The sequence below is a fragment of the Pseudomonas sp. Tri1 genome (assembly GCF_017968885.1).
Taxonomy (GTDB): Bacteria; Pseudomonadota; Gammaproteobacteria; order Pseudomonadales; family Pseudomonadaceae; genus Aquipseudomonas.
Genome location: NZ_CP072913.1, coordinates 2891010 through 2914862 on the forward strand (window position 1 = coordinate 2891010; position 23853 = coordinate 2914862).

General features: G+C 61.5%; 22 protein-coding genes and 2 pseudogenes. 8 read left to right on the forward strand and 16 right to left on the reverse strand.

Translation table 11 applies throughout. The features are described 5' to 3' along the window. From J9870_RS12860 to J9870_RS12880, 5 genes and pseudogenes are all read right to left on the reverse strand, one after another. Positions 1-645, reverse strand: coding sequence for a tetratricopeptide repeat protein (locus J9870_RS12860; protein WP_210644563.1), 645 nt, complete (start codon positions 643-645; stop codon positions 1-3). Further along, positions 642-1451 (reverse strand): SDR family oxidoreductase, encoded by an 810-nt coding sequence (locus J9870_RS12865; protein WP_210644565.1) that lies wholly within the window; start codon positions 1449-1451, stop codon positions 642-644. The genes J9870_RS12860 and J9870_RS12865 overlap by 4 nt, the downstream gene beginning before the upstream one ends. Next, complete coding sequence (locus tag J9870_RS12870; RefSeq protein ID WP_210644567.1) at positions 1438-2112, reverse strand: iron-containing redox enzyme family protein; 675 nt, start codon at positions 2110-2112, stop codon at positions 1438-1440. The genes J9870_RS12865 and J9870_RS12870 overlap by 14 nt, the downstream gene beginning before the upstream one ends. Next, positions 2109-3589, reverse strand: a pseudogene (locus J9870_RS12875) (AMP-binding protein). Before J9870_RS12875 ends, J9870_RS12870 begins: the two are co-directional and overlap by 4 nt. After that, the gene (locus J9870_RS12880; RefSeq protein WP_210644569.1) at positions 3579-4256 is read right to left on the reverse strand and encodes a thermostable hemolysin; all 678 of its coding nucleotides are present in this window, start codon (positions 4254-4256) and stop codon (positions 3579-3581) included. Before J9870_RS12880 ends, J9870_RS12875 begins: the two are co-directional and overlap by 11 nt. 202 nt (positions 4257-4458) lie before the next feature. Here J9870_RS12880 and J9870_RS12885 point away from each other — a divergent pair, with 202 nt between their 5' ends. Continuing rightward, on the forward strand, positions 4459-5010 hold the full coding sequence (locus J9870_RS12885) for a cytochrome b (protein ID WP_210644571.1): 552 nt from the start codon (positions 4459-4461) through the stop codon (positions 5008-5010). A 64-nt stretch (positions 5011-5074) separates the two neighbouring features. Here the strand turns inward: J9870_RS12885 and J9870_RS29500 are convergent. After that, positions 5075-5359, reverse strand: a pseudogene (locus tag J9870_RS29500) (dienelactone hydrolase); the annotation flags it as partial. Between the two features lie 42 nt (positions 5360-5401). Then, positions 5402-5737 carry a helix-turn-helix domain-containing protein gene (locus tag J9870_RS12890; RefSeq protein WP_246883114.1) on the reverse strand — a complete coding sequence of 112 codons (336 nt, stop codon included), beginning with the start codon at positions 5735-5737 and terminating at the stop codon, positions 5402-5404. Positions 5738-5810: 73 nt separating this feature from the next. Between J9870_RS12890 and J9870_RS12895 the strand changes: the two genes are divergently transcribed. The 5 genes from J9870_RS12895 (at position 5811) to J9870_RS12915 (ending at position 11949) form a co-directional block, all read left to right on the forward strand. Further along, positions 5811-6380 carry a carboxymuconolactone decarboxylase family protein gene (locus J9870_RS12895; RefSeq protein WP_210644573.1) on the forward strand — a complete coding sequence of 190 codons (570 nt, stop codon included), beginning with the start codon at positions 5811-5813 and terminating at the stop codon, positions 6378-6380. A 442-nt stretch (positions 6381-6822) separates the two neighbouring features. Continuing rightward, the gene (locus J9870_RS12900; RefSeq protein ID WP_210644575.1) at positions 6823-7305 is read left to right on the forward strand and encodes a formate dehydrogenase subunit gamma; all 483 of its coding nucleotides are present in this window, start codon (positions 6823-6825) and stop codon (positions 7303-7305) included. Next, positions 7299-8858, forward strand: coding sequence for an NADH-quinone oxidoreductase subunit NuoF (locus J9870_RS12905; protein ID WP_210644577.1), 1560 nt, complete (start codon positions 7299-7301; stop codon positions 8856-8858). Before J9870_RS12900 ends, J9870_RS12905 begins: the two co-directional genes overlap by 7 nt. Beyond that, on the forward strand, positions 8855-11731 hold the full coding sequence (gene fdhF / locus J9870_RS12910) for a formate dehydrogenase subunit alpha (protein ID WP_210644579.1): 2877 nt from the start codon (positions 8855-8857) through the stop codon (positions 11729-11731). Before J9870_RS12905 ends, fdhF begins: the two co-directional genes overlap by 4 nt. Then, positions 11728-11949, forward strand: coding sequence for a formate dehydrogenase subunit delta (locus J9870_RS12915; protein ID WP_135845783.1), 222 nt, complete (start codon positions 11728-11730; stop codon positions 11947-11949). The genes fdhF and J9870_RS12915 overlap by 4 nt, the downstream gene beginning before the upstream one ends. Before the next feature lie 45 nt (positions 11950-11994). Here J9870_RS12915 and J9870_RS12920 read toward each other — a convergent pair whose 3' ends face one another. The 4 genes from J9870_RS12920 to gcvA all read right to left on the reverse strand — a co-directional run bounded on the left by J9870_RS12920 (position 11995) and on the right by gcvA (position 15484). Next, positions 11995-12315 (reverse strand): isochorismate lyase, encoded by a 321-nt coding sequence (locus J9870_RS12920; RefSeq protein WP_210644581.1) that lies wholly within the window; start codon positions 12313-12315, stop codon positions 11995-11997. A gap of 58 nt (positions 12316-12373) precedes the next feature. After that, the gene (locus J9870_RS12925; protein ID WP_210644583.1) at positions 12374-12892 is read right to left on the reverse strand and encodes a cysteine hydrolase family protein; all 519 of its coding nucleotides are present in this window, start codon (positions 12890-12892) and stop codon (positions 12374-12376) included. Between the two features lie 457 nt (positions 12893-13349). Beyond that, positions 13350-14489 (reverse strand): epoxide hydrolase family protein, encoded by a 1140-nt coding sequence (locus J9870_RS12930; protein ID WP_210644585.1) that lies wholly within the window; start codon positions 14487-14489, stop codon positions 13350-13352. A gap of 65 nt (positions 14490-14554) precedes the next feature. Further along, the gene (gene gcvA / locus J9870_RS12935; RefSeq protein ID WP_210644586.1) at positions 14555-15484 is read right to left on the reverse strand and encodes a transcriptional regulator GcvA; all 930 of its coding nucleotides are present in this window, start codon (positions 15482-15484) and stop codon (positions 14555-14557) included. Between the two features lie 107 nt (positions 15485-15591). Here gcvA and J9870_RS12940 point away from each other — a divergent pair, with 107 nt between their 5' ends. Further along, complete coding sequence (locus tag J9870_RS12940) at positions 15592-16200, forward strand: LysE family translocator (protein WP_210644588.1); 609 nt, start codon at positions 15592-15594, stop codon at positions 16198-16200. Positions 16201-16210: 10 nt separating this feature from the next. Here J9870_RS12940 and J9870_RS12945 read toward each other — a convergent pair whose 3' ends face one another. From J9870_RS12945 to xylA, 4 genes are all read right to left on the reverse strand, one after another. Then, positions 16211-17347 carry a sugar ABC transporter permease gene (locus J9870_RS12945; RefSeq protein WP_210644590.1) on the reverse strand — a complete coding sequence of 379 codons (1137 nt, stop codon included), beginning with the start codon at positions 17345-17347 and terminating at the stop codon, positions 16211-16213. Then, positions 17348-18904 carry a D-xylose ABC transporter ATP-binding protein gene (xylG, locus tag J9870_RS12950; protein WP_210644592.1) on the reverse strand — a complete coding sequence of 519 codons (1557 nt, stop codon included), beginning with the start codon at positions 18902-18904 and terminating at the stop codon, positions 17348-17350. 198 nt (positions 18905-19102) lie between these two features. Continuing rightward, positions 19103-20104, reverse strand: a complete 1002-nt coding sequence (xylF, locus tag J9870_RS12955; protein WP_210644594.1) for a D-xylose ABC transporter substrate-binding protein — start codon at positions 20102-20104, stop codon at positions 19103-19105. A gap of 146 nt (positions 20105-20250) precedes the next feature. Further along, complete coding sequence (gene xylA / locus J9870_RS12960) at positions 20251-21567, reverse strand: xylose isomerase (protein WP_210644596.1); 1317 nt, start codon at positions 21565-21567, stop codon at positions 20251-20253. A gap of 153 nt (positions 21568-21720) precedes the next feature. Here xylA and J9870_RS12965 point away from each other — a divergent pair, with 153 nt between their 5' ends. Then, complete coding sequence (locus J9870_RS12965) at positions 21721-22908, forward strand: XylR family transcriptional regulator (protein ID WP_210644597.1); 1188 nt, start codon at positions 21721-21723, stop codon at positions 22906-22908. Positions 22909-22920: 12 nt separating this feature from the next. On the opposite strand, the gene J9870_RS12970 is transcribed toward J9870_RS12965, so the two are convergent. After that, on the reverse strand, positions 22921-23772 hold the full coding sequence (locus J9870_RS12970; RefSeq protein ID WP_210644599.1) for an NmrA family NAD(P)-binding protein: 852 nt from the start codon (positions 23770-23772) through the stop codon (positions 22921-22923). Between the last annotated feature and the right edge of the window lie 81 nt (positions 23773-23853).

The following is a 23853-nucleotide window of genomic DNA, read 5'->3' on the forward strand; positions in this document are numbered from 1 at the left end:
TCAGTTGAGTTTTTTGTTCACTTCAATCAATAGTGCCTGGATTTCCTTGCGGCGTCCGGCATCGGCCTGTTCACGTCCTGGGCGCGGCGCGGCGTTGAGGGCTTTTTGCAGGGCACCTTGGGCTTCAGCGTAGCGTTTCTGACGGTAAAGGTGATCGCCCCAGAAGTACAGGCTGTCGATACCGTCGGGGTTGAGTTGCAACGCTTGCTTGAGCAGTTGTTCGGCTTTGTCGGCATCACCGAAGCCGATCGGCCAGCCGGGGACCCGATCATACAGGGCCGCAAGGCTGGTGTAGGCCGAGCCTTGCAGGGCTTTTGGGTCGAGGGTCAGGGCTTTTTCCAGGTCGGTCCTGGCTTCCTTGACTTTGCCCAAGGCGCCGAGACCGCCCTGGGCGCCGGCCCAGCTGCTGGTGACGATGCCCGACCAGATCCAGGCTTCGGCCAGCTCCGGGCGTTCACGGGTGAATGTCGAGGCTTGCGTCGCCAATTGCTCGAACGCCGCCTCGCGTTGTTTTTCCGGCAGTTCATATTGAATGTGCGCCCAGCTTTGCTGGATGCCGACGAGGCGTTGCTGATCAGCAGTGTCCAGCGCCCAGGCGCTTTGGCCCATGGCGACGATCATCAGGCCGGCGAGAAGTTTTTTCATGGTTCCAGGTGCTCGTTTTCAGGTTTGTGACTCAGACGGCGGATCAGCGGCAATTGCTTGCGCAAGCCACGGTCCACCAGATTGGGTAACAGGCTGTTGAGGCGAACGAAGAAGCGCTCCGGCCAACCCAGGTAGAGATCGCGACGGTCGCCGGCGATAGCGTGTATGACCGCATTGGCCACCGCTTGCGGATCATCGACGTTGGCTTTGAGTGCATCGTTCAGCGCCTGGGCAGCCGGGCTGTTCATCGTGGTTCGAGTGGCTCGGGGCGCGACATAGAGGACGCCGACCCGGGTGTCCGCCAGTTCCCGGCGCAGGGCTTCGGAAAAACCGCGCAAGGCAAACTTGCTGGCGCAATAACTGGCATAGCCTGGGTAACCGATTGAGCCATAGGTTGAGCCAACGTTGACGACCATGGCGCTTTCAGCTTGCTTGAGCAGTGGCAGCAGCAGTTTGGTCAGGCAGATCGGCGCGCTGATATTCACCGCCAGCATCGCGTTGACGTCACTGTCGTCGAGCTGTTCGAGCATCGCGAAGTGGTTGATGCCGGCGGCGTTGATCAGCAGGTTGACGCCGTCGAGGGCTGTGGCGGCGGCCAGGATCTTGCGTCGGTCGCCGGGTAACGTCAGGTCGGCGGCCACCCAGCACAGGTTCTGCGGATAGCGTTCGAGCAAGGGCTGCAGCGACTCCTGATGCCGCGCCACCGCCAGCACCCGAGCCCCGGCGGTACACAGTGCACCGGCAATGGCCTGGCCGATGCCGCCACTGGCGCCGGTCAGGACCACACGGGCGTCACGCAGCTGCATGGTGAGCCTCCGTGTCCCGCGGCAAGTCACGGAACATGTCGGTGTAGAGTCGGTACACCACTTTTGAAGCGTGGATAACCGCTGCCTGGTCTGCTGGGTCATCGAGCTTGTTCATCAGGCCGCGGTAGGTCTGCATGTGCTCGATGTCGAGGGAACCGTGGGAGCTCAAGTAGCTGAAGGCGCTGGCCGGCAATGCCAAGTGTTCGCGGATGCTGTCCGCCGCGTGGGTGGCCAGGGCGATGCTGGTGCCTTCCAGCACATTGACCATGCCGAACAGCCCTACCGGGTTGCCTCGGGCGATCAGATCGTAGAGAAAACTGACCATCAGCTCGATCGGCAACGACGGTTGGCCATCGCGCACGGCATTGCGATCACCGCCGCAGGCGACGATATCGTCGAGGACCCATTGTTCGTGGCCGTATTCTTCATCGATGTACTCACACACCGCTTTGCGTAGCCATTCAAGGTGAGCGGGCAGACGCGCGCCGCAGGCCATCATCAGCGGCACGGTGTGGCGCACGTGGTAATAGGCCTGGACGAGAAACGCCCGGTAGCTCTGCAGGCTGACCTTGCCGTCGAGGGCATCACGGATGATCGGCAGGTTGAACAGTTCGTGGCGTTCCTCTTTTGTAGCTTCTTGCAGGACGTCGAAAAACATCATGATGCGGATTCCTCGCAATGGGTGGATGCAGTCAGTTGCGCGCTGTACAGCGCGACAATGGCGTCGCGGCGCGGGCGACCATTGGCGGTCAGCAGGCCGTTGGCGGCGGTGAACGGTTGGGCCAGGCGGGTCCAGAGATGTACCTGGGCATAGTCGGGCAAGGTTTCGTTGGCTTCGGCCACGGCGGCGGCCAGCTCGGCGTCGGTGCAGTCCGGGCGGTGAGGCCATAACAGTGCGTGATTGCGCGGCAGCGCTTCGCCGTAGACAAAGGCTTGGGCAATGTGTCGACGCTGGGTCAGTTCCGCCTCGACCCATTCCGGGTTGACGTTGCGCCCGTAACTGGTGACGAACTGGTGTTTTTTGCGACCTTTGAGGTAAAGAAAACCTTCCGCGTCGAACTCGCCAAGATCCCCGCTTGGCCACCACTCTTCGGCATAGGGTGGATCACCTAGATAGCCGAGCAGGCTCGACCCCTTGATCAGTACCTCGCCGTCTTCGGCCAGGCGTATCTGGATATGGGGCAGGGGCTTGCCGACACTGCCCGGACGCTGTGCATCGGGGCGGTTGAGGCACACCACCGAGGCGCATTCGGACAAACCATAACCTTCGTAGACCGCCAGGCCGACGCTTTGGGCACGCTGCAGCAGGCTCTCGGAGACTCGTGCCCCCCGACGGCGGCAAAGCGCAGTTTGTGCGGGGCGAATGCTTTCTGTTCGGCGGCGCCGACCAGTATCTGCAACAGCTGCGGCACCAGGATCAGGCTCTCGGGGGCGCGATTGGCCAGGCACGCGAGCAGGCGCGGGGTGTCGACGCCACTGGCACCGAGGATGCCGAGGGTTTTCTGACTCGGTACGCTCAGCGTGGCGCCGGCATACAGCGCCGCATAGCAGCCGAGGTTTTCCAACAGGATCGCCAGCGGCAACAGCGCCAAGTGATGCTGTGGGTCGGCGGGCTTGCTGGCGTGATCGAGCTCGCGCGCGACCCGCAGCAGGCTTTCGGCGCTCAGGCAGACGCCCTTGGGGGTACCTGTGGTGCCTGAAGTAAAGGTCAGCTTGGCGGTGCCGGCGGGCATCCGGTTCGGTCCGGTGAAGGTGCGGCACCAGAACTCGCCGTTTTTTTCATAGCCGGCGGCGAGCATTTGGGCTTCCAACTCCGGTTCGGCAACGACTCGCTCTGCCTGGCTTTGCTCCAGGCAGTGGGCGCGTTGGGCCGGGCTGAAGAAGGGTGGCAAGGTCACACAGGCCATGCCTTCGAACAGTGCCGCCAGGTCCCAGAGCATCGCTTCGACGCCGTTGTCCAGCGCCAGGGCGATCACCGATACCTGCTCATCGCGCAGGCGTTGCTGGCGATACACCACCTCGGCGTACAGGGTGGCGTAATCGAGCTTCAGATGATCGCCCCACAGCGCGATGCGGCGGGTGTGGCGCTCGGCATGGCTACGCAGGGTTTGCCGGAAGCGCTGCAGTTCAGGCGACATGGCAGGTGTCCTCCAGGGATGACGGCAGCCCCAGCCGGGTGAACAGGCCGATGTTGCGTAAATGAATGAAGCCTGCGCGGATGTTGCCCACGTGTACCCAGGGTTTGCTTTCGTAATAGCTGCCCCAGCTGTGGCGGTCGTCGCCTAGCCGCTCTGGGTCGGCGGCGCACAGGGTCACCGGTTTGAGACCGAGCCGATGGAAGCTGTTGACCAGACCGATGTTGCCGGTGAAAGCCACCCATTCCAGGCCGCCCATGGCCAACAGATAAGTGATGGCGATGATGCTCAGCCGGGCGCTGCCCGTGTCGCTGGCGGCGAGGTTGCCGACTTCGACGATCCCGGCTCGATCCACCGGATGCCCCGCTGCGGCGCCGATCAGGGGTTCGATCGGTTCGTCCAGGTAGCGCTCCAGAAACAAGGGTTCGTCTTGCGCCATGCGTACCCCGGCCACGGCGCAGAGCCCGTCCTCGGCATTACTCAGACCGAACAGCTGCGGCATGAAATGACGGATGTCGGCCCCATGGGCCTTGCGAAAACGCTGTTGGATGAACGCTTCGAACGACGGCCGCTGTACGTCGTCCGGCAGGGCGGCTGAGAGGATCATCTGCGGCGCCTCGGCTTGGCCGAAGTGCAAGGGCAGGGGGATGTTCCAATTGACAACGGGCATGGGCAGAACGCCTCCCTTGATAGAATGGGGAGGAGTATCCGAGGCATTTCTTAACGAAGTCTGAAGGTAAAAAAAGCTTCTTGAATGTCGGTCTTCAGACTGCCTTAAGACTTTAGTGACAGGTTGGCCGCGTCGGTTCTCAGCAACCGGATCGGAGCTGCCGAATGGATCGGCAGTCCGCCAGACTTTCACGAGGCGCGTTATGACCCGCGATATTGCCGTAAACCGTTATGGAAAGTTGTCGATGACCCTGCACTGGCTGATGCTGGCGCTGTTCGTCGGTGTGTATGCCTGCATTGAGATCAAGGGGCTGTTGCCCCGTGGCAGCACCGCGCGAAGCCTGTTCCTAGGATTGCACGGGCTGTTCGGGCTGAGCATTTTTGCACTGGTTTGGGTCCGCCTGTTCGGGCGCTTGACGCCGCGCCCGCCGATCACACCCGCACCACCGGCCTGGCAGACGGGTATTTCCCACCTGATGCATGCGGCCCTGTATGGCCTGATGATCGCGACGCCGGTGCTGGCGTGGTTGATGCTGGCTGCCGGCGGCAAGCCGGTCCCATATTTCGGGTTCTTCCTGCCAGCCCCTGTGGCGGTGGATCCTGACCTGGCCAAACAGCTGAAGTATTGGCACGAATTGCTCGGCAGCAGCGGCTACTGGTTGATCGGCCTGCATGCAGCGGCGGGTCTGTTGCATCATTACTGGGTGGGTGACAACACCCTGGCCCGGATGCTGCCGGGGCGGAATCGGTCTTGAGGCCGATGTTACCGTGAGCATTCGTTAATCGCCCACTGCAGCAGTTTGACGCTTTGCGACCACGCCAATTTTCCCCGTAACCGTGGGAGAGCACCGTCAATGGACGCTCGCCGGCAGCCGGTGGTGCGTTGCGCACGGCCAGGGCACGGGCAAACACCGCATTGTTGGCATTCGATTGCGGTGTGGCGGAGGTTGCACTGGGATACCAGGCAACCATTTCCACCGGCCGCTCATTATGCGGCTCTGGCTGCGTAGAGACCTGGACACCGACAGGGCTATCGTCGGCCAGAGCGCGGGTGGTCAGGCAGATCAGAAGCAGTGCGCCGAGAGTTGTTTTCGATGTCGTTATCTTCCTTGATTGGTTCGAATCATCATCTTGCCTGCTGGAGAGCTAGTGCGGTTCCCGCTCCAGGCAGTCCGCCCATTTGCCTGCGAACCGGTAGAGCGGCGCGAATGCTTCCGACAGCTCCAGGCCAAGTGGCGTGAGCTTGTAGCCGTCATCGACCAGTTCGACGATGCCCGCATTGCGCAGCTCATTTATTCTGCTCTGCAGCACGGTAGGAGAGATGTCTCCCGCAGCACTTCTCAACGCCCTGGAGCTCATGGCTTGATCACGCAGCTCCCAAAGGACTCTCAACGCCCATTTTTGTCCCAGTAAATCCAGGAGAGCCATGATCGGCCGGCGTCCCCTGAGTATTGATGAAGCGCAGTGCTGACTATCATTCATCGTTATTTCTCTTGCTTGCTACACATTCAGTAGCGATTATCCTTGCTACACATTCAATAGCAGAGGATACGCCATGTCACGAATCAAAGCACTTAGTGAACCCTACCCGGACGAAGTCAGAGCCGCATTCGACAAAATAATGGGAGTAGGTGTGCCGCCTCTCGTTCTGTTCTCGACCATCGCCAGCAGTGATCGCGCGTGGCGCAAATTCAGGGGCGGTTCGTTGCTGGATGGCTCATTGTTGACACTTCGCCAAAGAGAACTTGTCATCGATCGGGTCTGCGCTCGCACCGGATGCGAGTACGAATGGGGGGTACATGTGATGGCCTTCGCTCAAGCTGCCGGGCTTACCAGGGAGGAGGTTGCTGGCACATTGGAGTACCCGCTTCGGCTGGAGCATTGGAAGGAGGAGGAGGCTGCTCTCCTTGCTACGATCGATGCACTTCATGACCGCGCGGCGTTGAGCGATGAAGAGTTCTTGAACATCAGAGCACATTTCGACGATGACCAGGTCCTGGAGATTCTCATGCTCGCAGGCTTCTACCGCACGGTCTCGTACATCGCTAATGGCCTCGCTTTACCGCTCGAGCAAAACGCCGCGAGCTTCAGTGAATACCGGAATGAGGCGAACGCCTGCATTTGAGGCAGCCCGACGTTAGTAAACCGCAATGACTATTCGGCCAGAATCCTGAGCGACACTCTCTGGTTGATTTCGTCCTCCAGCAAGGCCGGCTTTGGGCTGGGAGTTATCTTTCATCGCTCATACTGTAGGTAGGCATTTGTCCATTCTCACCGATCGCTGTGGGTCGCCTACAATCGCTTGTGTATTTGCCCTTGTGAGCGCAGGGTAACTTTTGCGCCCGAGTCGCTTTCAGGACACGTTTAGTCGTCCACGTGCAATCGCCAACCCCCGGGAGTGGCAAGCTGTGAAGATGCCCCGGACCAGGTGCGCCAAAGACACCTGGCCGGAGAGCGAGGATGGCGATCGGAGTGCCACGCTACCGTGACGTGGGCCGGACGCCGCAGCCAAGACTCCGAATGGCTGCCGCTATGTGGCGGTGGCGTTCGAGATGCCGAGGTACTTTATGCCTGATGAGACGCTTCACCTGCCTCTGATCCACAGCGTGTTGGAGCGCGAGAAGGACACCCCCGGTGCCTTGTTGCCGATTCTCCACGCCATCCAGGAAGGCTGCGGGTATGTTCCCGACGTCGCCGTCCCGGAAATCTCCCATGCCCTCAACCTCAGCCAGGCTGAAGTGCGCGGCGTAATCAGCTTCTACCACGATTTTCGCACCACGCCGCCCGCACGCCATACCCTGCGCCTGTGCCGGGCCGAGTCGTGCCAGAGCATGGGCGCCGAACGCCTGGCTGCACAGTTGCGCGAGCAGCTGGCGCTGGATGACCACGGCACCAGTGCCGATGGCAGCATCAGCCTGCGGCCGGTGTATTGCCTGGGCGCCTGCGTTTGCTCGCCAGCCCTGGAACTGGACGGTGAACTGCACGCCCGGCTCACGCCCGAGCGCTTGCGCGAGCTGGTGAATGGCTGCATGGAGGATGGGGCATGCTGACGCTCTATATCCCCCGCGATTCGGTGGCCCGTGCCGTCGGCGCAGACAAGGTGGCCGTTGCGCTGGTGCGTGAGGCCGAGCGTCGGCAACTTCCACTGGACCTGCGCCGTACCAGCTCCCGTGGCCTCTATTGGCTGGAACCGCTGGTGGAGCTGGAAAGCGCTGGCGTCCGGCTCGGTTTCGGCCCGGTCACGCCGCAAGATGTGCCGGCTCTGCTGGATGCCCTGACCGGCGATCCCGCCAGCCATCCATTGGCCTTGGGGCCGGTGGAGGAAATTCCCTATCTCAAAAGTCAGCAGCGTCTGCTGTTCGCCCGCGCCGGGATTACCCAGCCACTGTCCCTGGACGATTACCGCGCCCAAGGCGGTTTCCTCGGGTTGGCCCGGGCCCTCCAGATGGCTGGCGCAGACGTGGTTGCCAGCGTGCTCGATTCCGGCCTGCGTGGCCGGGGCGGCGCGGCGTTCCCGGCGGGCATCAAGTGGCGCACCGTGCGCGATGCCGTGGGGCCACAGAAGTATGTGGTCTGTAACGCCGATGAGGGCGACTCCGGCACCTTCGCCGACCGCATGCTGATGGAAGGTGATCCCTTCCTGCTGATCGAAGGCATGATCATCGCCGGCATCGCCGTGGGCGCGACGATGGGCTACATCTATGTGCGTTCGGAATACCCGGACGCCATCAGCACGTTGAACGATGCTCTGCGCATTGCCCGTGACGCCGGTTATCTCGGCGCGAACGTGAGCGCTAGCGGCCGGGCCTTCGATATTGACGTTCGCGTGGGGGCCGGCGCCTATATCTGTGGCGAAGAAACCGCATTGCTGGAGTCCCTCGAAGGCAAGCGCGGCACGGTTCGCGCCAAGCCACCGCTGCCCGCCATCCAAGGCTTGTTCGGGTTGCCCACACTGGTTCACAACGTGGTGACCCTGGCTTCGGTGCCGGTGATCATGGAGAAAGGCGCGCAGTTCTATCGCGACTTCGGCATGGGCCGTTCCCTGGGCACGATGCCGTTCCAACTGGCCGGCAACGTCCGTCACGGCGGCCTGGTGGAGCGTGCCTTCGGCCTGAGCCTGCGCGAGTTGGTGGAAGGCTATGGTGGTGGAACCGCCAGCGGCCGGCCGCTCAAAGCCGCGCAAGTCGGCGGGCCGTTGGGCGCCTGGGTGCCTCCCGCACAGTTCGATACGCCACTGGACTACGAGGCGTTCGCCGCCATGGGCGCGATGCTCGGCCACGGTGGCGTGGTGGTCGCCGACGACACCCTGGACATGGCTCACATGGCCCGTTTCGCCTTGCAGTTCTGCGCCGAAGAGTCGTGCGGCAAATGCACGCCCTGCCGGATAGGTTCTACCCGTGGTGTCGAAGCTGTGGACCGCTTGATGGCCAGCACCGATGCCGCTGCCCGTGAGGAACAGGTCCTGCTGCTCAAGGATCTCTGCGACACCCTGCAATACGGCTCGCTCTGTGCCCTCGGTGGGATGACTTCCTACCCGGTCGCCAGTGCCCTGAAGTATTTCCCCGCCGACTTCGGTCTGGCGACCACGGAGGCCGACCAATGATCAACATCTTCGACCCCAGCAGCGATATCGACCTCGGCACTCCGGCTCGTGAGAGCGACGTGCAGGTCAGCCTGACCATCGACGGCCGCGAAATCAGCGTTGCCTCCGGCACCTCAGTCATGCGTGCCGCAGCCTTGCTCGGCACCACCATTCCGAAACTCTGCGCCACCGACAGCCTGGAGGCGTTCGGCTCCTGCCGCATGTGCCTGGTGGAGATCGACGGCATGCGCGGCTATCCGGCCTCCTGCACCACGCCGGTGACCGAGGGCATGGTGGTGCGCACCCAGACCTCCAAGCTCGCCGATCTGCGGCGCAACGTGATGGAGCTGTACATCTCCGACCACCCGCTGGACTGCCTGACGTGTGCGGCCAACGGCAATTGCGAGTTGCAGACCGTGGCCGGGCAGGTGGGCCTGCGCGAGGTGCGCTACGGCTACGAGGGCGCCAATCACCTGGCTGAAGCCAAGGACGTTTCCAACCCCTATTTCGAGTACGACCCGAGCAAGTGCATCGTCTGCAACCGCTGCGTGCGTGCTTGCGAAGAGATCCAGGGGACCTTCGCCCTGACCATCACCGGCCGCGGTTTTGACTCTCGCGTGGCAGCGGCGGGCGGCGACAATTTCCTCGATTCCGAGTGCGTCTCCTGCGGCGCCTGCGTGCAGGCTTGCCCGACCGCGACGCTGATCGACAAGAGCGTCGTGCAGATCGGCCAGCCGGAGCGCAGCGTGATCACCACGTGTGCCTACTGCGGCGTGGGTTGTTCCTTCCGCGCCGAAATGAAAGGCGAGCAGTTGGTGCGCATGGTCCCGGACAAAAACGGCCAGGCCAACCACGGCCACTCTTGCGTCAAGGGCCGTTTTGCCTGGGGGTACGCGACTCACCCGGACCGCATCACCAAACCGATGATCCGCAAACACATCAACGACCCGTGGCAAGAGGTCAGTTGGGAAGAGGCGGTGACTTACGCGGCCAGCGAGCTGCGCCGGATCCAGCTGAAGTACGGGCGTGACTCCATCGGCGGTATCACCTCCAGCCGTTGCACCAACGAAGAAACCTACCTGGTGCAGAAACTGGTGCGCACCGCGTTTGGCAACAACAACGTCGACACCTGTGCCCGCGTTTGCCATTCGCCCACCGGCTATGGCCTCAAGCAGACATTGGGCGAGTCCGCCGGTACCCAGAACTTCGACTCGGTGATGAAGGCCGACGTCATCCTGGTGATGGGCGCCAACCCCACCGATGCGCACCCGGTGTTTGGCTCTCAGCTCAAGCGTCGCTTGCGCCAGGGCGCACGGCTGATCGTCATCGACCCGCGTCGTATCGATCTGGTGGATTCGCCTCACGCCCGAGCTGACCTGCACCTGCAACTGCGTCCGGGCACCAACGTGGCAATGCTCAATGCGCTTGCCCATGTAATCGTCACCGAAGGCCTGGTGGACCAGGCTTTCGTCGAGGAACGCTGCGAGGCGGCGGACTTCACCCGTTGGCGCGATTTTGTCAGCCTGGCGGAAAACTCGCCCGAGGTGCTGGGCCCGGTGTGCGGTGTGCCGGCCGAGCAGATTCGCGCCGCTGCGCGGCTCTACGCCACTGGCGGCAACGCGGCCATCTACTATGGCCTCGGTGTCACCGAGCACAGCCAGGGCAGTACCTCGGTGATGGGCATCGCCAACCTGGCGATGGTCACCGGCAACATCGGCCGCGAGGGTGTCGGGGTGAACCCGCTGCGTGGACAGAACAACGTCCAGGGTTCCTGCGACATGGGCTCGTTTCCCCATGAGCTGCCGGGCTATCGGCACATTTCCAACGAAACGGTGCGCGCCCAGTTCGAACAGGCGTGGAACGTGACCCTGCAACCTGATCCGGGCCTGCGTATCCCGAATATGTTCGAGGCTGCACTGGATGGCACCTTCAAGGCGCTGTATTGCCAGGGTGAGGACATCGCCCAGAGCGATCCTAACACCCAGCACGTGACCGCCGCCCTGAGCGCCCTGGAGTGCGTGATCGTCCAGGACATCTTCCTCAACGAGACGGCCAAGTTCGCCCATGTGTTCCTGCCGGGTAGCTCGTTCCTGGAGAAGGACGGCACCTTTACCAACGCCGAACGCCGCATCTCCCGCGTTCGCAAGGTCATGGACCCGTTGGCCGGCAAGGCCGACTGGGAAGCCACCATCGCCCTGGCCGACGCTTTGGGCTACAAGATGCACTACAGCCATCCCTCGGAAATCATGGATGAAATCGCCCGCCTGACGCCGACATTCAGCCGCGTCAGCTACGCCGAACTGGAGCGGCATGGCAGCCTGCAATGGCCTTGCAACGATGCTGCGCCGGACGGCACGCCGACCATGCACATCGATCAGTTCGTGCGCGGCAAAGGGCGTTTCATGCTCACCGGTTACGTGCCTACTGAAGAGAAGGTCAACAACCGCTATCCGTTGTTGCTGACCACCGGACGCATCCTCAGCCAATACAACGTCGGTGCCCAGACCCGACGCACCGACAACGTGGCGTGGCATGAGGAAGACCGCCTCGAAATCCACCCGACCGATGCCGAGAACCGCGGCATTGTCGAAGACGATTGGGTCGGCATCGGCAGCCGCGCCGGGCAGACGGTACTGCGGGCGAAGGTCACCGAACGGGTGGCGCCGGGCGTGGTTTACACCACGTTCCACTTCCCTGAATCGGGTGCCAACGTGATCACCACCGACAACTCCGACTGGGCCACCAACTGCCCGGAATACAAGGTGACGGCGGTCGAGATCGTGCGAGTCAGCCAGCCTTCGGAATGGCAGAAACGCTACCAGGCGTTCAGTGACGAGCAAGGGCGTCTGCTGAGGGAACGTCGCCATGCCGAGAAAGCCGAGGTGCGTCGATGAGTTCTGAAAGCCTGATCAAGATGGCCAACCAGATCGCGCAGTACTTCGCCAGCGAACCGGACCACACACTGGCCGTCAATGGGGTACGGCAGCATATGAAGAGCTTCTGGACGCCGGGCATGCGCCGCGAGTTGATGGCTTGGCAGACAACACACCCTGACGCGGTCCTGCACCCACTGGTGCTGGCGGCGCTGACAGAGTCGCAAGTGAGTGCCTAGTGAGCCATGGGGGCACGCGCCCCCGTGGTGAGGAAGAGTGGCGGCTCAGGTGTCGGATTGATGAGCCGTCCACTGCTTCATCTCTTCAGCAATGAAGTGAGTCACCAGGTCGCTGTACATCTTCTCGATGATATCCGGGTTCAGGCCTTCGGCCTCAGCCCACTCGCGCCGTGTCCCGAGCATGGTCTTGAAACGCTCCGGGGCCTGCACCGACGTCGCCGAGGTCTTGAATTTCGAGGCCGCCTGCACGTAGCCAAGGCGCTTGCCCAACAGCTTGATAATGGCCTGGTCGAGGGCATCGACTTCGCGCCGGATGTCCTCCATGCCTGCGCATTCCGAGGGTTGTAACGGAGGGGGGGCTTGCATGTAGGTCACTCCTTGGGGAAGAGGATCGGCCCAACTTGAGCCGCTCCTCTGCCATGGATTAAAAGTACCACTCTTGAGCGTAGACAACTCGGCAGAAGGGGCCTGCCAGGGTTGTGTTGTGATGGGCGACGATCAGGTCCGCCTTCAAGTCAGAAGTGTCGGCGCAAGTATGGCCGTCGGCGATCAACACGGCATCAAAGCCCAGGTCCCGGGCCGCGCGGCAGGTGCTGTCGACACAATACTGGGTCTTCATTCCAGTGATAACCACCCCTTCGGCGCCACAGGCCTTCAATCGATTGGCCAGGTCTGTCATGGCAAAAGCATTGGGCCGACTTTTTTCGAAGATGACCTCGGCGCCTTCCAACAACAGCTCTGGCACCAGTTGCGTCAAAGGACTTCCCGGCTCGATGGGCGAGCCGGGTGGGCCGACGTGGCGCGCCAGGAAAATCGGTGCGCCGGCTTTGCGAGCCTTGATCAACAGGCCATTTAGCGTGTTGAGCAGCGCTTCGCCGGCCCAGGGTTTTTCCGGGCCATGAAACAGCCCAACCTGCATATCGAGAATCAACAGAGCATGCATCGTGCTTTCCTTGCGTTTGAGCCAGTGACACAAGGGCAAAAGAAAAGGCCCTTACCATCACTGGCGGGCCTTTGGGATACGTGTGTTATTGGCTCACGACACCTCACGACCCGCCTTGGCGGTCGTGGTCGTGGTGGTCGAGGCAATCTGTGACAGGTTCATGGTGCCGACACTAACGTCCGGCCGTCAGGTTTGGCAAGTGGGTATGTCAGCTTGCTTGCGAAAGCGGTGCGTCAGTTTGCGCAGATGTTGGTTCTGCCGCCGCCATCGCGAGCAAGCTCGCTCCCACATTTTGATCGGTGGCGCGTCTCGATTTTGCAGCAGCCCAAGTCCTCTGTGGGAGCAAAGTTTGCTCGCGATGCAGGCACCTCGGTTACCCGGACGACCGAGTCATCTTCATCGCGGGCAAGCCTTACTCCCACGGGAGGTTTGTTCTGAGCTTTTTTTCGGAGTTTTTCTAGCGACAATTGCGAAAAAACGCCCTGATATCCTCCGCCAACAACTGCGGCTGTTCCAACGCCGCAAAGTGACCACCCCGGGGCATCACGGTCCAGCGCTTCACGTCGCAGCAGCGTTCCACCCAACTCCTTGGCGGCATGGGCAGTTCCTTGGGAAACAACGCCACCCCAACCGGCGGCTTCACCCGCTCGCCGCTGTTGAACAGCAACGGCCGCTTGCTACCTTCCACATATTGGCGAAACGACGAGCCGATGCAGTTCGTCAGCCAGTACAACGTCACATTGGTCAGCAGCCAGTCATGATCGATGGCGGGGTGGGTATCGCACCAGGACAGGATCTTTTCCCCCATCCATGCCAGCAGCCCCGCCGGCGAGTCATTCAGGCCCACCGCCAGGCTCTGCGGTTTGGTTCGCTGGATGTGCCCATAGGCACCTTCGGCATCGGCAAATGCAGCAGCGCGTTGCAGGAAGGTCGTTTCCGCCTCGGTCAGCGCTGGCTCGGTTTCGCCAAGGGGAGGGCGATAGGAGCCGGGGATGTAATTGAGGTGAATGCCCGTCACTCGCTCGGGAAACCGTACGCCCAGCCAGCTCGATATGCCCGCGCCGATGTCCCCGCCCTGGGCACCGAACCGTTCATAACCGAGCCCCGTCATCAGCTCACTCCACAAACCGGCCACTTCATAAGGTCCCATGCCAGGTTGCTTGAACGGTGTGGAAAAGCTGTAGCCGGGTAGCGACGGCACCACCACATCGAAGGCATCCGCAGGGTCGCCGCCATGCCTGGCGGGATCCGTCAGCAGCGGGATGATGCGCTGCATCTCGATGAACGAGCCGGGCCAGCCGTGAGTGAGGATCAGCGGCATCGGATTCGACCCGACGCCTCGCTGATGAATGAAGTGGACCTGCTGCTCGCCGATGTCGGCGACAAATTGCGGCAAGCGATTGAGCGCCGTTTCCTGGGCGCGCCAATCGAACGTAGTCGACCAATAGGCGAGAAGCTCCCCCAGCACGTCCATGTCCATGCCCTCGTTCCAACCTTGCCCGGCCAAGGGCTCCGGCAGCCGGGTGTTCCTCAGGCGATGCCGCAGGTCTTCAAGGGCGTGTTCGGGGATGTCGATGGAGAAAGGTTTGATGAGCATGACTACACCTTATGCCGTTGCACTCAGGAAATTTTGTGCATCGGGCGTTATCTGGAAACTGCCTTTCAGCTCGCGCGATCCGTTATCAAGCCTGTTGAAGCAACGGCCGTCCCATCCTGCCGAATTTGAGAGAACATCCAATCGACAAAGACCTGCGTTTCGGCCGCGGCGTCCGGGGAAACACCGTAGTAGTAGCGGGTCAACGGCAGGCGCAAGGTTGGCAGTGGACAGCTCAGGCGTCCGGTCAACAAGTCTTTGCCCAGCAGCGATGCCGGACACAAGGCCACGCCCAAACCGTCGACAGCGGCTTGCAGCACCAGATGCATGTGATCGAACTGCAGGGTTGGCTGGTTGCTCAATCGTTTGATGCCGGCGTGCTTTGCCCACGTCTGCCAATCGCTGCTACGGGTTCTGCCTGACAACAGCGTGTGCCGGGCCAGATCGTGGACACTGTCCAGCGGCACGCCATGCAGCAGTGACGGGGCGGCGACCAGCAGCAGGTCGTCTTCCAGCAGGGGCTGGGGTTGGACATCGGGCGACCAGCCGGAATGTCCGCGGCGGATGACCACGTCGAACGTTTCGCCTGATTGATCCGGCGGCTGTGTGCGGGTGAGCACTTCGGGCTTGATGTCCGGATGGAGTGCCATGAACTCAGGTAACCGTGGGATCAGCCAGCGCACCGCAAAGGAGGGGCGCACGTTGATGCTCACCTTGCGCTGGGAAGCACCGCGAGTCAGGGCGGCAGCGGCGTTGGCGATCTGGGTCAGTGCCGCGCTGACCTGTTCGTAAAAGGTTTGCCCCGCGGGCGTGAGCACGGACTGGCGGGTTCGGCGCTCGAACAGCAACACCCCCAAGCGTTCTTCAAGCAGCTTGATGTGCCGGCTGACGGCGCTGTGGCTGACGTGCAGTTCTTCGGCTGCGCGGCTGAAACTCTGGTGGCGAGCGGCAGCGGCGAAGGCACGGACGGCGTTCAATGGGGGGAGGTTGGCAATCATGTGTCTAATTTAGTCACATATGAGGTGCAATTAAAGCGTTTGTCAGCGTTGCGGTGTCACGCCAATCTGCAGGCCGGATCAATGCGCCCTTCAACGTGGAGTGATTAATGGTCAGTTACGGACTTTTTCTGATTCTGGCGACCCTGACGGTGCTCAGCCCAGGCCCGGGTGTGGTGCTGACGATTTCCAATGCCTTGCGTCATGGCTGGAGCGGTGCGCTGCCGGGTATCTTCGGGATCGCCGCGGGCGCTTTTATCGTGGCGGGTATTTGCGCCAGTAGCCTGGGGTTGGTCCTGGCCGCCTCGGCGACGGCCTTCACGGTGCTCAAGTACATCGGGGCGCTGTACTTGTTGTACCTGGGCATCAAGATGTGGCGCACCCAGCGTTTCATTCCCGAACTCAACGCCACGTCGCCGCGTCCATGGCGGCGATTTATCGAAGCGTTGTCAATTCAGTTGTTGAACCCCAAGGCGGGTTTCTTCTTCCTGGCTGTCTTTCCCCAGTTCATCAAGCCGGCGGGTGACTACTACAGCCAGTTTTTCTTGCTGGTGTCGTCTTACAGTTTGCTCGTCGTATTGGTGCATTCCGGTTATGCCCTGACGGCCCAAGTCGCAAGAGGCTGGCTCTCCACGAGCAAGGGCGCGAGGATTGCTGGCAAGCTGTCGGGGATCACGTTCATGGGTTTCGGCGTGCTGATGGCCTCTGCCAGCAAGTGACGCATACGGGTCAACGCCGTCCCGTCCGGGTACTCACATCCACCCAAACCGCCAACACCAGGATGCTGCCCTTGACGATCATCTGCCAATAACTGTCGACGTCGAGCATGGACATGCCGTTGTCCAGGCTGGTGATGACCAGCGCGCCGAGGAGGGCGCCGTAGACGGTGCCGGAGCCGCCACGCATGGAGGTGCCGCCGATGAAACAGGCGGCGATGGCGTCGAGTTCGCCCATGTTGCCGGCCGAGGGCGAGCCAGCGGCCAGGCGTGCGGTGTTGACCATGCCAGCGAGGGCGCACATCACGCCCATGATGCCGAAGATCCACAGTTTCACCGCTTGCACGTTGATGCCCGACAGGCGCGTGGCTTCCATGTTGCTGCCCACCGAGTAGACGCGGCGGCCGAACACGGTCTGGCTGGTGACGTAGCTGAACACCCCCAGCAGGACCAACAAGAGCAGCACCGGCACCGGGATGCCGTCGTAGCTGTTGAGGGTATAGACGAACCCGGCCAGCACCGCGCCGATCAACACCACGCGCAATACGTCACGCACCAGTGAGTGCGCCGCCAGGCCATGCAGGGCCCGATTGCGCCGCTGTTTCCAGGTCAGGAACAGGGTCAGGGCGAACAGCAGGATGCCGAGCCCGGTCCCGACTGTATGTGGCAAGTAACCTTGGCCGACGTAGACCAGCTCCGGTGACACCGGGGCAATGGTGGTGCCGCCAGTCACCCCCAGTAGGATGCCGCGAAAGGCGAGCATGCCGCCCAGGCCGACAATGAACGATGGGATGCGCAGGTAGGCGGTCATGTAGCCGTTGCCCAAGCCAATCACCAAACCGCACAAGGCGACCAGGCTCAGGTTCGCCAGCAACGGAATGTGATAGACCACGTCGAGAATCGCCGCCAGGCCACCGAGCAGCCCCAGCAATGAACCCACCGACAGATCGATCTCGCCGCTGATGATCACCAGCACCATGCCGCAGGCGAGGATTCCGGTGATGGACATCTGCCGCAGCAGGTTGGAGAGGTTGCGCGGGGTCACGAACCCGCCGTCGGTCTGCCAGCTGAAGAACAGCCAGATCACCGCCACGGCGATCACCAGGGCGAGCATTTTATAGCGGCTGAAAAGTTGTTTGACCTGATTCATCTACGCGGACTTCCGATCATTATTGTTATGGCCATCGGGCTGGCTGAGTGCGGCGGCGAGCACCTGTTCCTGGGTGAGTTCGTGGTTGATGAAGTCGCCGCGCAACTGGCCTTCGCCGATCACCAGCACGCGGTCGGATACCCCCAGCACTTCGGCCAGTTCCGAGGAGACCATGATGATCGACACGCCTTCGGCCGCCAGCGCGCCCATCAGCTTGTAGATTTCATATTTGGCGCCGACATCCACGCCGCGGGTGGGCTCATCGAGAATCAGCACGCGGGGTTTGGTCAGCAGCATCTTCGCCAGCACGGCTTTTTGCTGGTTGCCGCCGGAAAGGCTGGTGATCGGCAAGAACGGGCTCGCGGTCTTGAGGTGCATGCGCGAGATTTCCTTGTCGATGCTGCCCAGTTCGGCTTCGGCGTCGATGCGGGTCATTTTCGAGTAGTTGTCCAGCACGGCCAGGGTGATGTTCTGGCCCACCCCCAGGTCGGGAATGATGCCTTGTCGCTTGCGGTCTTCAGGAACCATGCACAGGCCGGCGCGGATCGACTTGAGCGGCGTGCGCGTGTCGATTTGTTGGCCGTTGAGCCAGACTTCGCCTTCGTAGCGGCCGGGGTAGGCGCCGAACAGCGCCGATACCAGTTCCGTGCGACCGGCGCCGACCAGCCCGGCAATGCCAAGGATTTCCCCGCGCTTGAGCACGAACGAAATGTCGTCGACCCGTTTGCGCTTGGGGTTGTCGACGTCGTAGCAGGTGAAGTGGCGCGCCTCGAATATCACCTCGCCGATGTCATGGGGTTCGGTGGGGTAGAGGTTGCTCATTTCCCGTCCGACCATCTGGGTGATGATCTTCGGAATATCCATCTCGGTCATGGCGGTGGTGGCGATGTGTTTGCCATCGCGGATCACCGAAATGGTGTCGCACACGGCCGCCACTTCATCGAGCTTGTGGGAGATGTAGACGCAGGCAACGCCTTTGGCCTTGAGGTCGCGGATGATGTCCAGCAGCACCTCGATTTCCGAGCGGGTCAGGGCCGAGGAGGGCTCGTCGAGGATCAGCAGCCGTGCTTGCTTGTTCAGCGCCTTGGCGATTTCCACCAGTTGCTGGTAACCACCGCCGTACTGGGAAACCGGTAGCGAGACGTTCATGTCCGGCACTTTGAGTTCACGCATCAGGGCTTCGGCGCGATGGATCATCGCCGGGTAGTTCATGCGACCGCCGGGCAGCGTCAGCTCGTGGCCCATGAAGATGTTTTCGGCCACCGACAGGTCGGGGACCAAGGTCAATTCCTGGTGAATGATGACGATCCCGGCGGCTTCGGTTTCGCTGATGGACTGCGCCTTGAGCGGCTGGCCGTCCCAGAGGATTTCACCGTCCCAGGTGCCGTAGGGATAGACCGCCGAGAGAACTTTCATCAGCGTCGATTTGCCAGCGCCGTTCTCGCCGCACAGGCCGACGCATTCCCCCGGCCGGACCTTGATGTCGATGCCATTCAGGGCTTTGACACCGCCGAAGGTTTTGACGATGCCGTTCATTTGCAACAGGTAGTCGGACATGGCGAGGGCTCGTGAAAAAAGGCTCACTCAAAGCAGGGGGGCGGCCGTGGGCCAGACATCCCCTCGATCCAGTCAGTCCTCTGTGGGAGCGAGCTTGCTCGCGATAGCGGTGGTTCAGCTTGCATCAATATTGGATGTGCTGCCGCCATCGCGAGCAAGCTCGCTCCCACAGGGACTTTGCTTGATTGACTGGTTAGGTCACTGCCCGGCGATCTGCGCCTTGGTGTAGAACCCGTCCTTTTCCAGCAGGTCGATGTTGTCCTTGGTCAGCGGTGTCGGCGTGAGCAGGATGGTGTCGACTTTTTTGCTGCCATTGTCGTATTGCGAACTGAAGCTGGGTTTCTCGTTCCGCGCCAGTTGCACCGAGAGCTTGGCGGCTTCGGAGGCGATCAGTTTCAGCGGCTTGTAGACGGTCATGGTCTGGGTGCCATCGATCACCCGCTTGACCGCTGCCAGGTCGGCGTCCTGGCCGGAGATCGGTACCTTGCCGGCCATTTTCTGCGCGGCCAGGGCCTGGATCGCGCCGCCGGCGGTGGCGTCGTTGGAGGCGACGATGCCATCGATTTTGTTGTCGTTGCGGGTCAGGGCGTTTTCCACGATGCTCAGGGCTTCGGTAGGGTTCCACTCCTTCACCCACTGCTGGCCGACAATCTTGATGTCACCCTTGTCGATGGCCGGTTGCAGCACCTTCATCTGGCCTTCGCGCAGGACCTTGGCGTTGTTGTCCGTGGGGGCACCACCGAGCAGGAAGTAATTGCCCTTGGGCGCGGCCTTGAGCACGCCGCTGGCCTGCATCTCGCCGACTTTTTCGTTATCGAAGGAGATGTAGGCGTCGATGTCGGCATTGAGGATCAGGCGGTCATAGGACACCACCTTGATCCCGGCCTTCTTGGCTTCAGCGACGGCGTTGGTCAGTACGGTGGCGTTGAACGGCACGATGACGATCACGTCGACGCCGCGGGAAATGAGGTTTTCGATCTGGGATATCTGCTTCTGCTCGTTAGCGTCGGCCGACTGCACGAAGACCTTGGCGTCGAGTTTTTCCGCCGCCGCGACGAAGTAGTCGCGATCCCGCGACCAGCGCTCCAGACGCAGGTCATCGATGGAAAAACCGATCTTGGGGTGGGCCGCGTCGGCCATGACCGGAAGCGAGAGCAGGGCCAGGGCGCCGGCAAGTAATGTGCGTTGTATTTTTTTCATTGTGGTGCGTCCTTTTATTGTTGTTTGAAAGACACTGCCTGACGATGAGCGTGGTGCGGATAGAACTGTAGAGACTCCCGGGGCGCCGCGGGCAGAGATTTGTCGCGAGAATGTAACAGCCTCTGCGCTGCGCACGCCGTCGGTTGTCAGGGGTAGATGAACCGGTTGACCACGTTTTCGAGCATCTCCTGCCGACCGCTGACGGCCTGGGGATTGAGTTCGTTGGCGAAGGCATGTTCGGCCAGTGACGCGAGACTGAACTCGCCCGCCAGCACCGCCTGGCCAAATGGCTGTTGCCAGCCGGCGTAGCGTTGATCCTTGAATCGCTGGAGTTGATCGTCCTGCACCATGGCCGCCGCGCGCTCCAGGGCCAGGGCGAGGACGTCCATGGCGCCGATGTGGCCGTGGAACAGGTCTTGTTCGTCGCTACTCTGGCGGCGGACCTTGGAGTCGAAGTTGAACCCGCCGTTGGTGAAACCACCGGCCTTGAGGATCTCGTAGGTGGCCAGGGTCATCTCTTCGACGCTGTTGGGGAACTGGTCGGTGTCCCAGCCGTTCTGCGGATCGCCACGGTTGGCGTCGATGCTGCCGAAGATCCCCAACGAGACGGCGGTGGCGATCTCGTGGTGGAAGCTGTGCCCGGCCAATGTCGCGTGGTTGGCCTCGATGTTGACCTTGATCTCGTTTTCCAGGCCGTACTGTTGCAGGAAGCCGAACACCGTGGCGCTGTCGTAATCGTACTGGTGCTTGGTCGGCTCTTGGGGCTTGGGTTCGATCAGCAGGTCGCCCTTGAAGCCGATCTTGTGCTTGTGCTCGACCACCATGCGCATGAAGCGGCCGAGTTGTTCGCGCTCGCGCTTGAGGTCGGTGTTGAGCAGGGTTTCGTAACCTTCACGGCCGCCCCACAATACGTAGTTGGAGCCTTTGAGGCGTTGGGTGGCGTTCATGGCGCTGAACACCTGCGCAGCCGCGCAGGCGAACACCTGCGGGTCCGGGTTGCTGGCGGCGCCGGCGGCAAAACGCGGGTTGCTGAAGCAATTGGCGGTGCCCCACAGCAGCTTGACCCCTGTCTGTTCTTGATGGCGCTCCAGGTGGTCGACCATCTGTGCGAAGTGGTTGCGGTACTCCTTCAGCGAATGGCCTTCCGGGGCGACATCGGTGTCGTGGAAGCAGTAGTAGTCGATGCCCAGTTTGGAGAAGAACTCGAAGGCCGCTTCGGCCTTGCCGATAGCCAGCTCCATCGGGTCCCCGCTGCGCTGCCACGGGCGCTTGAAGGTGCCGGCGCCGAACACATCGGAGCCCGGCCAGACAAAGGTATGCCAATAACAGACCGCCATGCGCAGGTGCTCGCGCATGGGTTTGCCGAGTACCAGCTTGTCGGCGTCGTAGTGGCGGAAGGCAAGGGGCGAGTGGCTGGTGGGGCCTTCGTAGCGAATCTTGTCGACACCGGGGAAGTACGGCATGGCGATTTCCTTATTGTTCTTGGCGGTGTCTCGATACTAACGCCGGGCCTGTGGCTGCTGATTATGAAAATCACCAACGGGTAGTTCGATTTTGAGTATTGAGGTTCGACGTTGCGAGGCCTAGTCTGTTTGCACCGGCTTAGGGTAAAACCAATGAAAACCGTCCCCCCCGTCCACCGCATTGCGCTGTTGTTCAACGGCAGCAAGATCTACGACCGTGGCATCATCAGCGGTATCGGCAACTACCTGAGCAGCACCCGAGCGTCCTGGGATTTGTTTCTCGAGGAGGATTTTCTCTGTCGCTTGAAAGGGATCGAACGCTGGCAGGGCGACGGGATCATCGCCGACTTCGACGACCCGCTGATCGGCGAGGCGCTGGCCGGGATCAAATTGCCGGTCGTGGCGGTGGGGGGGTCTTATCAGGATGCCCGCGCCTATCCCAAGGGTATTCCCTATGTTGCCACTGACAATGACGCGTTGATGAAATTGGCTTATGAGCACCTGATCGAGGCCGGATTGACACGCTTTGCCTGTTTCAGCCTGCCTGAAGCACAGGCCAACCGTTGGGCTCAGGAACGGGAAAAAGCCTTTCGCCGGTTGGTGCAGCGCGATGGCCTGCACGTCGAGGTCTATCGCGGCATGGGCACCAGCGCGCCACTCTGGGACAGCGCCGTCGAGCAACAGATCGCCTGGCTGCAAAGCCTGCCCAAACCCATCGGTATCATCGCCGTGAGTGACGCCCGTGCCCGGCAGCTGCTGCAGGCCTGCCTGACCGCCGGCATCGCCGTACCCGAGCAGGTGGCGTTGATTGGTATCGACAACGATCCGCTGACCCGCAGCCTGACGCGGGTGCCGTTGAGTTCGGTGATCCAAGGCACCGAAACCATGGGCCGCACCGCCGCGCGCCTGCTTCATCAGATGCTGCACGGCATGCCCTCCACCGGCACACAGGTGCTGATTCCTCCTGACGCGATCAACGTGCAAGCCTCGAGCCTGCATCAACCGTTGGGCAATCCCTATGTCATGCAAGCGCTGCTGTTCATCCGCCAATACGCCTGCCAGGGCATCAAGACTGCCCAGGTGGCCGCGTATGTGGGGGTGTCGCGCTCATCGCTGGAGTCGCACTTTCGCAAGGCGCGTGGCTGCAGCGTGCACGACGAAATCCTGCGCTTCAAACTGGCGGCGGCCGCCAGCGGACTGGAAAACACCGACTCGCCGATTGCCGACATCGCCCAGAATTGCGGTTTCAAATCGGCGCAGTACCTGCACACGGTGTTCCGCCGCGAGTTCGGCTGCACGCCGAGGGAGTATCAGCAGGGGGCTAACGCAGCGACTCACTGATTCGCACCGTGGTCAGCGAGAGAGAAGCGCCGACAATACTTCTTTCAAACCAACATGTCCTTTGCGTGGAATACCTTCGAAGCGAATCCAGCCTTCATTGAAGCCATGGAGCATCTGGATGCGCGGATTGGGGTTGCTCATGCCTTGAGAACGGAACAGTGCCTCCCAGGTATCGCTGGGTACCACTTCCATTTTCACGGGTTTATCCAGCAGCTGCGAAAAAGCAGCGGCGATGTCATTGGGCGTAACCGGGTGCTCGGATTCCAGCTCGACGATTCGCTTGCCGTACCACTCTTCCTGCAGCAGTTCGGCGCTTACCCTGCCGACGTCGGCTGTAGCGATCATGGGAACTGGCTTATCCAGTGGCTGGAGGAAGCTCGGGATCACGCCGCTGCTCTTGGCGGGCTCGATGTCCCACAGGCTGTTTTCCAAGAACCAGGCAGGGCGCAGGAACGTGATGGGCAGGTCCAGCGTGCCAAAACTCTGTTCGAGGATTTGAAGCTGGTTCAGCAGATTTGGTTGACCTGCCTGGGCGCCAATCGTGGAAATGCACAGCACCTTTTCCGGCCGGGTTGTCTCAAGCGCTGTGCGCAGGTTTTCGATGATCTGGCGTGTCTCCGCAAAGCCTTCGGAAGGATCGAAGTTGGCAGGCAACAGGATGAACACGCCAGTACTGGCACTGAAGGCAGGGATCAGTGTGCTGATGTCATTAGCGTCAGCAATTGCGACTTCGCAACCTTTCGCGGCCCACGCTTTGCCTTTCTCAGCATCACGCACGACAACTTTGACTCGCTTGTCTGCACCCAGCAGGTTGCGAGCAACTTCGGCACCTACCTGACCCGTAACACCCATAACCGTATACATACCAATTCCTCTTGAAGAGCGACCTGTTGCCGCTATGGGTGAATTATTGCGCTGGCTCCAAGCTTTCTTCGATATCATGAG

Coding starts and splice junctions, on each gene's coding strand:
- gcvA (WP_210644586.1), bottom strand. CDS start 15,484: ATGATTGCCAACCTCCCCCCATTGAACGCCGTCCGTGCCTTCGCCGCT.
- J9870_RS12965 (WP_210644597.1), top strand. CDS start 21,721: ATGAAAACCGTCCCCCCCGTCCACCGCATTGCGCTGTTGTTCAACGGC.
- J9870_RS12905 (WP_210644577.1), top strand. CDS start 7,299: ATGCTGACGCTCTATATCCCCCGCGATTCGGTGGCCCGTGCCGTCGGC.
- xylF (WP_210644594.1), bottom strand. CDS start 20,104: ATGAAAAAAATACAACGCACATTACTTGCCGGCGCCCTGGCCCTGCTC.
- J9870_RS12940 (WP_210644588.1), top strand. CDS start 15,592: ATGGTCAGTTACGGACTTTTTCTGATTCTGGCGACCCTGACGGTGCTC.
- J9870_RS12880 (WP_210644569.1), bottom strand. CDS start 4,256: ATGCCCGTTGTCAATTGGAACATCCCCCTGCCCTTGCACTTCGGCCAA.
- J9870_RS12900 (WP_210644575.1), top strand. CDS start 6,823: ATGCCTGATGAGACGCTTCACCTGCCTCTGATCCACAGCGTGTTGGAG.
- J9870_RS12925 (WP_210644583.1), bottom strand. CDS start 12,892: ATGCATGCTCTGTTGATTCTCGATATGCAGGTTGGGCTGTTTCATGGC.
- J9870_RS12870 (WP_210644567.1), bottom strand. CDS start 2,112: ATGATGTTTTTCGACGTCCTGCAAGAAGCTACAAAAGAGGAACGCCAC.
- xylA (WP_210644596.1), bottom strand. CDS start 21,567: ATGCCGTACTTCCCCGGTGTCGACAAGATTCGCTACGAAGGCCCCACC.
- J9870_RS12860 (WP_210644563.1), bottom strand. CDS start 645: ATGAAAAAACTTCTCGCCGGCCTGATGATCGTCGCCATGGGCCAAAGC.
- J9870_RS12915 (WP_135845783.1), top strand. CDS start 11,728: ATGAGTTCTGAAAGCCTGATCAAGATGGCCAACCAGATCGCGCAGTAC.
- J9870_RS12895 (WP_210644573.1), top strand. CDS start 5,811: ATGTCACGAATCAAAGCACTTAGTGAACCCTACCCGGACGAAGTCAGA.
- J9870_RS12865 (WP_210644565.1), bottom strand. CDS start 1,451: ATGCAGCTGCGTGACGCCCGTGTGGTCCTGACCGGCGCCAGTGGCGGC.
- fdhF (WP_210644579.1), top strand. CDS start 8,855: ATGATCAACATCTTCGACCCCAGCAGCGATATCGACCTCGGCACTCCG.
- xylG (WP_210644592.1), bottom strand. CDS start 18,904: ATGTCCGACTACCTGTTGCAAATGAACGGCATCGTCAAAACCTTCGGC.
- J9870_RS12885 (WP_210644571.1), top strand. CDS start 4,459: ATGACCCGCGATATTGCCGTAAACCGTTATGGAAAGTTGTCGATGACC.
- J9870_RS12945 (WP_210644590.1), bottom strand. CDS start 17,347: ATGAATCAGGTCAAACAACTTTTCAGCCGCTATAAAATGCTCGCCCTG.
- J9870_RS12930 (WP_210644585.1), bottom strand. CDS start 14,489: ATGCTCATCAAACCTTTCTCCATCGACATCCCCGAACACGCCCTTGAA.
- J9870_RS12890 (WP_246883114.1), bottom strand. CDS start 5,737: ATGAATGATAGTCAGCACTGCGCTTCATCAATACTCAGGGGACGCCGG.
- J9870_RS12920 (WP_210644581.1), bottom strand. CDS start 12,315: ATGCAAGCCCCCCCTCCGTTACAACCCTCGGAATGCGCAGGCATGGAG.
- J9870_RS12970 (WP_210644599.1), bottom strand. CDS start 23,772: ATGTATACGGTTATGGGTGTTACGGGTCAGGTAGGTGCCGAAGTTGCT.